Source organism: Coprococcus sp. ART55/1, from assembly GCF_000210595.1.
Taxonomy (GTDB): Bacteria; Bacillota; Clostridia; order Lachnospirales; family Lachnospiraceae; genus Coprococcus; species Coprococcus aceti.
In genome coordinates, this window is the sequence record NC_021018.1 from 1319479 (window position 1) to 1328630 (window position 9152).

General features: G+C 43.9%; 9 protein-coding genes and 1 pseudogene. All 10 read right to left on the minus strand.

The features are described from left to right. The coding region (gene cdaA / locus CCU_RS06150; protein ID WP_208896039.1) for a diadenylate cyclase CdaA at positions 1-853 on the minus strand (853 nt) is incomplete at its 3' end. Between the two features lie 91 nt (positions 854-944). Beyond that, entirely contained in the window at positions 945-1967 is a 1023-nt protein-coding gene (locus tag CCU_RS06155) for a hypothetical protein (protein WP_015533973.1), read from the minus strand. 2 nt (positions 1968-1969) lie between these two features. After that, on the minus strand, positions 1970-2401 hold the full coding sequence (locus CCU_RS06160; protein ID WP_015533974.1) for a hypothetical protein: 432 nt from the start codon (positions 2399-2401) through the stop codon (positions 1970-1972). Positions 2402-2525: 124 nt separating this feature from the next. Then, complete coding sequence (locus CCU_RS06165) at positions 2526-3269, minus strand: tetratricopeptide repeat protein (protein WP_015533975.1); 744 nt, start codon at positions 3267-3269, stop codon at positions 2526-2528. Further along, on the minus strand, positions 3266-4213 hold the full coding sequence (locus CCU_RS06170; RefSeq protein ID WP_015533976.1) for a vWA domain-containing protein: 948 nt from the start codon (positions 4211-4213) through the stop codon (positions 3266-3268). The genes CCU_RS06165 and CCU_RS06170 overlap by 4 nt, the downstream gene beginning before the upstream one ends. 19 nt (positions 4214-4232) lie before the next feature. Then, the gene (locus CCU_RS06175; RefSeq protein WP_015533977.1) at positions 4233-5264 is read right to left on the minus strand and encodes a VWA domain-containing protein; all 1032 of its coding nucleotides are present in this window, start codon (positions 5262-5264) and stop codon (positions 4233-4235) included. Beyond that, complete coding sequence (locus CCU_RS06180) at positions 5255-5731, minus strand: hypothetical protein (RefSeq protein WP_015533978.1); 477 nt, start codon at positions 5729-5731, stop codon at positions 5255-5257. The genes CCU_RS06175 and CCU_RS06180 overlap by 10 nt, the downstream gene beginning before the upstream one ends. Positions 5732-5776: 45 nt before the next feature. Then, on the minus strand, positions 5777-6667 hold the full coding sequence (locus CCU_RS06185) for a DUF58 domain-containing protein (protein ID WP_015533979.1): 891 nt from the start codon (positions 6665-6667) through the stop codon (positions 5777-5779). Positions 6668-6683: 16 nt separating this feature from the next. After that, entirely contained in the window at positions 6684-7673 is a 990-nt protein-coding gene (locus CCU_RS06190) for an AAA family ATPase (protein WP_015533980.1), read from the minus strand. Positions 7674-7956: 283 nt separating this feature from the next. Continuing rightward, positions 7957-9152 (minus strand): annotated as a pseudogene (locus CCU_RS06195) (Na+/H+ antiporter NhaC family protein); the annotation flags it as partial.

Genomic DNA, 9152 nt, shown 5'->3' on the forward strand with positions numbered 1-9152 from the left:
GCTTAACCGGACGGGCACCTGAAGACCTGTGGCTCTTTCTTCCATTATACTCCTTGCACAGCGTCTGAAGATGCCTTCTCACGCCCTCGCTGTCCAGATTCCTGAAGAGCTCGCCTCCCTGTGCAATGGATATTGAACCTGTCTCCTCAGATACGATAAGAGTCATACTGTCTGACACCTCACTGATACCTATACCGGCTCTGTGTCGTGTTCCAAGCTCCTTGTTGATGGAGTCATTTGCAGACAGTGGCAGATAACATGTGGCAGAAACCACCCTGTTCTTTCTTATGATCACCGCACCATCATGAAGCGGTGTGTTGTGCTCAAATATATTGAGAAGTAACTGGTTAGTCACGACCGCATCGATCGGTATTCCCGTATCAATATACTCGCCCAGTGCAACTTCATTCTCAATGACTATGAGTGCACCGGTACGGTTTGCAGACAGAACCTGGGCCGTCTTCACAAGCTCATATATCGTTTTCTCCGATATAACACCATCATCCTCGCCATCTCGTATAATGTAATTGATCAGCTTCTTTCTTCCAAGCTGTTCAAGTCCTCGTCTGAACTCCGGCTGGAACAGGATCACCACCGCAATTATTCCCACACTGAATGCATTCTTAAGCAGATATAAGATCGTATTGAACTGGAACACCGCCGCAATGGCAGTGAAGAGCACGATCATAACTATACCCTTCAGAAGAGTCCATGCTCTGCTCTGCTTGAACCACAACATGATCCTGTATATAAAGAATGACAAAATAAGTATCTCTATTATATCTACTGTGCCTGGAACTGTTATATAAAACCAATCAAAATACGTTGATATAAACGTTGATATCTTATCCATTTCATCCTCCTTTCGGTATATAAATACTCCGTATAATTAATGTGACCTGACAAAAGTCAGGTCACTCACATGTAAGCTCTTTTCAATGTATCTATCTTGTTGATCCTGTAACAGAATCTTCCTTTGCCGCAGACCGGCTTCTCTGTGCGCCTGATCCGGACGAAGTCGTCCTCTTCTGCTGTGGTCTTGGCGATGGCTGCTCTCTTCTGGCTGCCTTTCTCTGGGCACCACCCATGACCTTTGGCACAGCCTTTACATAGTAGTAGTAGTCATCGTCCTCAAACTGTGTATTCTCAACACTTGAGTAGTCCACAACTATCTTGAAGAACTGAACCACTATGGCCACCAGTATCGCCAGTATGCATCCAAGCAGAGCCCCCGCAAGGGATACCTCAACTTCCATGGACAAAGTTCCAACCAGGAACAGTATGATCTCTACCACACCGCCTGTGATGATGGCAACGTACCATGAATATGCAAATGACATTCTATATATTATGTATGTAAGAACTATAACAACTGCAAACACTATTATGGTGAGCAGAAGTGTCTTATCCTGTACCAGATGCTGGAAAATATACTTGTATCCCTCTATCAGATCACCCTCTGCTGAACTTGAGCTTAAAGCGACGTAATCAGCAGTATGCTTCAGGAAGAAGTAGAATATACAGCCAAATGCTGCAGGAACCATTCCTGTAAATCCAGCTGTCATTCCAGCCAGGATCGGCATGAAATACTGGAACTTTATAATGTAAAAGAATGGCATAAACAGAATGATCCATGATGCCTTAGGGAAAAATCTTATATATACACAATACATTATCACAAATATGACAACAAATGAGATTCCAAGCTCCAGACTTGCGCTGGCAACCTGGGCACATGCGTACAGTCCTGCAATGGCAAGTGTGAGCTGGCCTGAAAGGAACGCACACACAAAAGCTGCTGCCAGGACCACTACGATACTGCTTATCGTGCTGTTATATCCTGTAAGATGGTTTATTGACCAGAACACAACAAGTGCCAGTATAAACTTACACAGTGGTGAAACAAATTTATCATACTTACTACAAAAATTCTTTACTCCATCGCGGAAATCCAGAAGTGTTGACATTATCAGTTAGCCCTCCTCTTTTTTTTGACAGAACGGCGTGTTCCGTCCTCGTTCTCATAAAATTCTATCAGTTTCTTAAGATTCTGGTTATACTTTATGAGTTTTGGCTTTGCCTTCATATATCTGTATGTATATAAGACCCACGCGAAAAGCGCAAATGCAATACACACCACTGCATAGCCGCCCACAATGCTGCTCGCCACCTTCACATAGTCAAGCTCTGTGAGCTTCTCAACTATATCTGCAAGATTATAGTATATGTAAGCTGCGGCAAAAACTACAAACAGCACCGTAGATGAAACAATTGTCTTAAGACAGTTAAGCTTCACATAGTCACTTTGAAAATATTTACCCTTTTCGAGATCCTCACGCCCAAGCGACTCCTTGTACATGGCGATCTTCGTCATTAGAATGACCTTTTCTTCATTTACCATTGCTCGATTCTATCTCCTTATTCTGGTCACTTTTCCACAAATGACCATAACTAGCAGTATTATACCCCGCGTCTTAATATTGCGCAAGTTTTATATTTAGAATTTAATGTCTATTAATGTATGATCACCAAGTGCGTCCGCCGTAGTAATCATGTTCATTTTTGTATGTCTCGTATGCATCCATCTCCTGATTTCGTTGCTCAAGACTGTCTCCCTGGATGGCATCGAGCTGCTTTCGTATCTCCGATTCCTTATCAGAAGACTGAGGCTCCTGTGTATCCTCTTCGTTTTCATCGTCACTGCCCTGATCCTTCTGGTCATTTGGATCCTGATCACCTTTCTGATCCTGTTCCTCCGTCTGCTTCCTGAGCTGTTCCTCAAAGGCATCTATCTCATCCTTCAGAGTCTGTGCATCCTCGTAATGTCCATCCTCATCATCCCTGTGAGCGCAGTCATTCTCTATGAGAATGTCCTTTGCCCCCTCAAGTATGTCTATCACCTCATCCAGATTCTCTTTGGTAACACCATCAGGATCTATCTGCTTCACTATGGACAGCGCGAGGTTGACCCTTGTCTTACAGTCGGACTCACCACCCGGCTTCTTTTCAAGTGCCTTACGAAACTCCTGCTCGGCGCCCTCGTAATCTCCCTGACTGTAATATACATCACCAAGATTATAATGGTATATATGTGGCTGAGTAAAGCCAAGCACAGCGTTCACTGTGCTGTCCACATATTGTCCCTTTTTGTATTCACTTATAAAATGCTCATTGCACAGATAATTCACCAGAAGCACCGCCATACACAGCAGGCTGACAGCTCCGGTCACTGCAGCAACGATCTTTATTATTCCTGATCTGTTTTTCATTTTATGACTTTCTTTCTCATATCAAAAAATTCATATACAACAAGTCCTGCAAATAATGCTGCAAACAGATAATATATATCCACATATCCTATAGTCTTACCCTTATCCGTTGACTCAGCGGTTCCCCGTGACTTCTCCACAACCTTATCCAGCGCAGAACCATCGTTCATATTTATATAGTCGACGCCCAGATCATCGGCAATCTTTTTCAGATTATCCTCATCGATCTTCGACACCGCTGGTTTATACGGGTAGTCCGATGTGTCCTCAAGCAGCTCCTTCCGGTCATCGTAATATGATTTCACATACATGTTGCCGCCTTCCTTTGTGCCGTACCCCAACACTGCGCCTCCATCAATATATTTTTTCGCCCCGTCAAATGACTTGAGTCTGTCGTCGTTGGTTATTTCACCATCGCTTATAAAGAACACGACCACATTTCCATCATTTTTCTCCTTTGCACGCTTAAGGGTATCCGTCATCACATCTATGCAGACATTCATGGACGACCCCCTGGCATATAGCGAATCCAGCGGATATATTGAATCCAGAACACTTTTTGCAAAATTTGAATCATCCGAATATGGCGATATCAGATTTGCACTATTATTGAAAGTTATGACTGCAAATTTAGCACCGTCCATCTCATCAACTATGTGCTCGCAGTCTTTCTTCACCGCCGTCAGCCTCTCTGTATCCCCAGCATAATCCTGAGCCAGCATGCTTATGGTGTCATCCACAACGAACAGCACATATGTGTCAAGCTTCCGGACACTTGTCTCCACGTTGCTGCTTGGGACCATGATCCTCAGATTGATGAGAAATATCAGTATGATGGCAGCTATCTGCCTTATATATGCGCTTCTCTTCCGCCTTTTCAGGAACGCCATGCCAACGCACAATATGAGCATAAGCCAGATTGGTATAATTGGATCTATTCTCATAATTCTCTCCTGTAACGTCTTATAATTTGAGCCAGCGGCCAAGTCCTAGCATTCCTGCAAACAGAACCAGCATCAATACAAATGGATATAACAGCTCAGGTGTCTCAACATCCACCATCCTCACCTTGACCAGATTCTTACTCAGCTTTTCTATCGATGATACTATCTCTCCAAATGATCCGGATTCCTCCTCAAGATAGAATTTACCACCGGTCTTCTCCACCGCATTCTTCATGGACTCCTTGTTTTCCGGTGTCATCTCCTTTGTTCCAACTCCATACACCGTGACATTGTTTGAAACACATATATCGGCCGCCTCATCCAGAGTTGCCACCGGTGTTCCCTGTATATCATTGTCAGTGGAGAATATTACCACCTTTGTCCTCTCCTTGTCAGCATCCGAAAAATCGATTGCCGCAGCAGCAAGGCCGTCCCCTATAAGTGAGCTTCCCCTCTGCTCATTTCCAATCAGAGTTCCAGATGATATATATGCCTGATAATATATCCAGTCGTACCCCGATGAAAATGCATCGTCCAGATTCACTTCATTTCTGCTCTTCAGACACTGTGCGATCAGATCAAGCTGATCCTTCACATACTCATAATCATCCGTGAGCGGAGTAAGCAGCACCGGACTTGTGTTAAATATCACGATTCCAAAACGTTCGCCCTGAAGCTCATCAACTGTTTTCTTCAGCTTGTCCAGCAGATTCTCGTTGAGATAATCCACGGATGTTGATATGTCGATACACAGAATGATGTCCCTGCAATACTTTTCATCCTGCATACGCCTGCTCGTGTATGGTTTTGCCATGAGCAGGAATGCCGATACGACAACCAGTACGCAGCATATGAGCGTGGCTGTAAGCCCGGTCTTATATAATATTTTTCTTTTCCTGAAATATGCCTCATCTTCCTGGAATATGAGCCCTGCGATCTTTTTTCCTCCGGCATATTCCTTTGTCTTTTTGTATTTCACAAACACAAATACCAGCATAAACAGCGCAATAGCCAGGCCTGCATATAGAACAATATGATATTTTATTGCCATCTCTCAATCAAACTCCTTGTCTTCTCAAGGGAAGCCCTCACATCACCATCGGACTTTCTTGCAAATTCCGGCGCATAATACTCAGCCACAAGGTAGTACAGCTCCGGCATGTTTAATCTTTCTATATCATACAGAGTATAATTCTGAACCCTTATGCCGGTTGCAGCATGAACAAATCCCCTGATACAACGGCTCATACGCTGATATGCACCTCTTACATCAAGTTTTCCCTGATCATACTGTCCCGCAATATCCGCCAGTTCTGACAGATATCTGGCCTTCACTCTACCCATATCCATAGGCGCAGGCCTCACCACCTTCGGCAGCTCCGCCGCCATTTTTCTACGTCTTCCCAGATACCAGCAGACACCAAAGAACAACAGCACTGCGGCTGTTATCGCTCCGGTCAGCACGATCGGCCATACCACATACGAAAGCGGCTCCTGCAAATTCACTGAACTTTCCATATCTTATATCTTCTTCCTCTTATCTCCGGGCATCAGCCCATTTAACTACTTTCCAGAGCTCTCAGTCTTGTGCTTGTTGAGCAGCTCTACTATCTTTTCATCCATGCTGTCAGAAGACCTGACCGTCAGGTACGAAATACCAAGTTTCTTAAGCTTGTCGTCACAGGCACTTGAAAGCTCCTGCCTTTTCCTCTCTTCTTTCTTTGCCAGCTTCATGTCCCTGGTAAAAAATTCAGGAATATATGTGTCACCGGATATGTCATATACATTCTTACCGTTCATCCCGGCATCCTCAACATTTATAAGCAGTATATCATGCAGTACCTTTAACTGCTTTACAGTTGCCTCCGACATATTCAGGATACCTCTGGTGTCCGTCACCACAAGTATGATCATTCTCCTCCTGAAATTCCTCGCAATGAAGCTCAGCGCATCCCCCGTATCCGAGTCATTAGTCATGGTAACGTTCCTGTGGTAACCCGCAAGAATATTTTCGACATTTGCAAAGCCTGTCTTAAACGGATAGTGCTCCACGCCCCTGTCTGAAACATAAGTAGCGCTCACATAATCACCATTGTCACACACCATATATGCCAGGGTTCCTGCCGCCATAAGTGCAACGTCACTCTTCTCCTGAACATCATTGGCATATCCAAGCATACGTTTTCCGGCATCCATCACCAGCATTATATTATGCTTCTTCTCGGCGATATACTGTCTGACCAGAAGCTTCTGGCTCCTGGCAGATGCTTTCCAGTCCATGTCCTTGATATCATCGCCAATGACATACTCCCTGAGCTCATCAAAGTTCATACTCCTGCCCTTATAGATGGAATTGTACGAACCATCGATTATCCTCGACGTTGCCTTGGTAGTATATATGGTCTTATATCCCTTCATATTTCCCTGTATTCTGGATATATATGTCATCTTCATAATTAACTGTCTTCCCCTACGGCGTCTTAACCGAACCTATTATGGCATCTATAATCTTCTCAATCTTCACGTCTTCCGCAACAGCGGCAAATGTAAGCATGATCCTGTGTCTCAGGACTGAATATCTGAGTGCTTTCACATCATCAGGAACACAATATCTTCTCCCATTTATAAGTGCGATTGCCTTTGCTACCTCCATGAACGCAATAGCCGCTCTTGTGCTCGCACCCATGGCAACATACTGTGCAAGCTCAGGTGCAAGTATCTTATCCGTCATTCTGGTTGCCTGAACTATATCAACTATATATTTCTTTATCGCCGGATCTATATAAATCCTCTTGCACAGCTTCTGAAGATACACCACATCGTCAACGCTGGCAACGGACTTCACGTCTGAAAAAACTCCTGCCTCCACTCTGTTGAGTATCTCCATCTCATCCCTTGCGCTTGGATATGTCACAGTCTCCTTGAGAAGGAATCTGTCAAGCTGTGCCTCTGACAGCACATACGTACCCTCAGATTCGATCGGATTCTGGGTCGCTATTACCACGAACACCTCCGGCAGCTTATATGTCTTTCCTCCTATACTGACTTCTCTCTCCTGCATCGCCTCCAGCATGGCACTCTGTGTCTTCGCACTGGACCTGTTTATCTCATCGAGTAGTACAAAGTTCGAATAAACCGGACCTATCTTATCCTCAAATGTATTGGTCGCCATGTTGTACATCTGGGTTCCAATTATGTCGCTCGGTATAAGATCCGGTGTACACTGGATCCTTGAAAATGATCCATTAACCGCCTCTGTCATAACCCTGGCAGCAGTGGTCTTGGCAAGTCCTGGAACGGATTCCAGAAGCACATGACCGTTTGTCATCATTGCAACCAGAAGTGAATATCCCAGATAAGGCTGTCCCACAACCTTACTGTTATAGTAACTCAGCAAATTGTTGATTATCTCCGAAGCCTTCTGGACTTCTTCATTTGTTATCTCTCTGTTATCCTGCATAACTACTCTCTTTCCTTTATTTATTATGATGTCTGTCTCCCCGGCATCTATGGTATATAGAATATACCTTTACATGTGATTGCTCAAGTTAACAAATATAAAGTGCCCATGCTATATTTTGTCCATATAAACAAAAAAGTGACCAGGGGGTACCTGGTCACCATAATGAGGGGAGAGAGGATTCAAATAAATGAAAACTCTACTCTCACATATTAACTTATGTTCCATCATAAGTCAACTATTTTTTTCGTTAAATATACCTTTTATTTACAATTTGATCTGCCTACTCCGCATCCGCTACTCTAGTATCCGCATTCACATAACTTGCAGGATTCCTGCGCTTGATGACCCTGAGTACAAATATCAGAAGAACCATCATTGCTATGAATATCGGAAGCATGATAAACCACTTAACATGCAGATGGTATGTAAGCGGTCCAACTATAGCATATGACACGAATGACATGATAGCCGCTGTTATCGCATATGGAAGCTGTGTTGCCACATGATTTACATGGTTACACTGCGCTCCTGCTGATGCCATGATAGTGGTATCTGATATAGGTGAGCAGTGATCTCCACACACAGCTCCAGCCATACATGCTGATATCGCTATGATCATAAGCTCATTATTCTTACCCTCAAATACTGCACACACAATAGGGATAAGTATTCCAAATGTTCCCCATGATGTTCCTGTTGCAAACGCCATGAGACATCCAACTATAAATATAACCGCAGGAAGGAAACTAAACAGACTTCCCGATGCAGATGTCATTGCTGTCTGTACAAAATCCTTTGCACCCATCATATCGGTAGTTCCCTTGAGCGTCCATGCGAATGTAAGGATCAGTATAGCCGGTACCATTGCCTTAAAGCCCTCTGGTATAGCCTCCATACATTTACCAAAATCCAGGACTCCTCTTATCACATACAGAAGAATTGTAATAAGCAGTCCGAACAAGCTTCCAATTGCAAGTCCAACAGATGCATCACTGTTTGAGAATGCCTCTACAAAGCTTACACCGCTGAAGAATCCACCTGTGTAGATCATTCCTATAATGCAGCAGATAACAAGACATATGATAGGTATTATAAGATCAACTACCTTGCCGTTGCTGTTGACCACATCAGTCTCCTCTGCTGTGACAGTCTTCTTGCCATCTCCCATTGAGAGAAGATCTCCCTTCAGGGCATTGAGCTCATGCTTCTCCATGGAACCAAACTCAACCTTCATAACGATCATTGCGATCATCATCGCAAGTGTGAGGAATGAATAATAGTTATATGGTATGGCCTTTATAAACAGACCAAAGCCATCCTCACCCTTTACAAATCCACTGACGGCCGCAGCCCATGATGATACATGGGGCTATGATACATATAGGTGCCGCTGTTGCATCTATAACATATGCAAACTTCGCCCTTGATATCCTGTGTTTATCAGTTACAGGCTTCACAACGCTACCGACTGTGAGG

What these genes read in the sequence shown, in the direction of transcription:
- CCU_RS06155 (WP_015533973.1), bottom strand. Translation starts at nt 1,967, where the DNA reads ATGTCAACACTTCTGGATTTCCGCGATGGAGTAAAGAATTTTTGTAGT.
- CCU_RS06160 (WP_015533974.1), bottom strand. Translation starts at nt 2,401, where the DNA reads ATGGTAAATGAAGAAAAGGTCATTCTAATGACGAAGATCGCCATGTAC.
- CCU_RS06165 (WP_015533975.1), bottom strand. Translation starts at nt 3,269, where the DNA reads ATGAAAAACAGATCAGGAATAATAAAGATCGTTGCTGCAGTGACCGGA.
- CCU_RS06170 (WP_015533976.1), bottom strand. Translation starts at nt 4,213, where the DNA reads ATGAGAATAGATCCAATTATACCAATCTGGCTTATGCTCATATTGTGC.
- CCU_RS06175 (WP_015533977.1), bottom strand. Translation starts at nt 5,264, where the DNA reads ATGGCAATAAAATATCATATTGTTCTATATGCAGGCCTGGCTATTGCG.
- CCU_RS06180 (WP_015533978.1), bottom strand. Translation starts at nt 5,731, where the DNA reads ATGGAAAGTTCAGTGAATTTGCAGGAGCCGCTTTCGTATGTGGTATGG.
- CCU_RS06185 (WP_015533979.1), bottom strand. Translation starts at nt 6,667, where the DNA reads ATGAAGATGACATATATATCCAGAATACAGGGAAATATGAAGGGATAT.
- CCU_RS06190 (WP_015533980.1), bottom strand. Translation starts at nt 7,673, where the DNA reads ATGCAGGATAACAGAGAGATAACAAATGAAGAAGTCCAGAAGGCTTCG.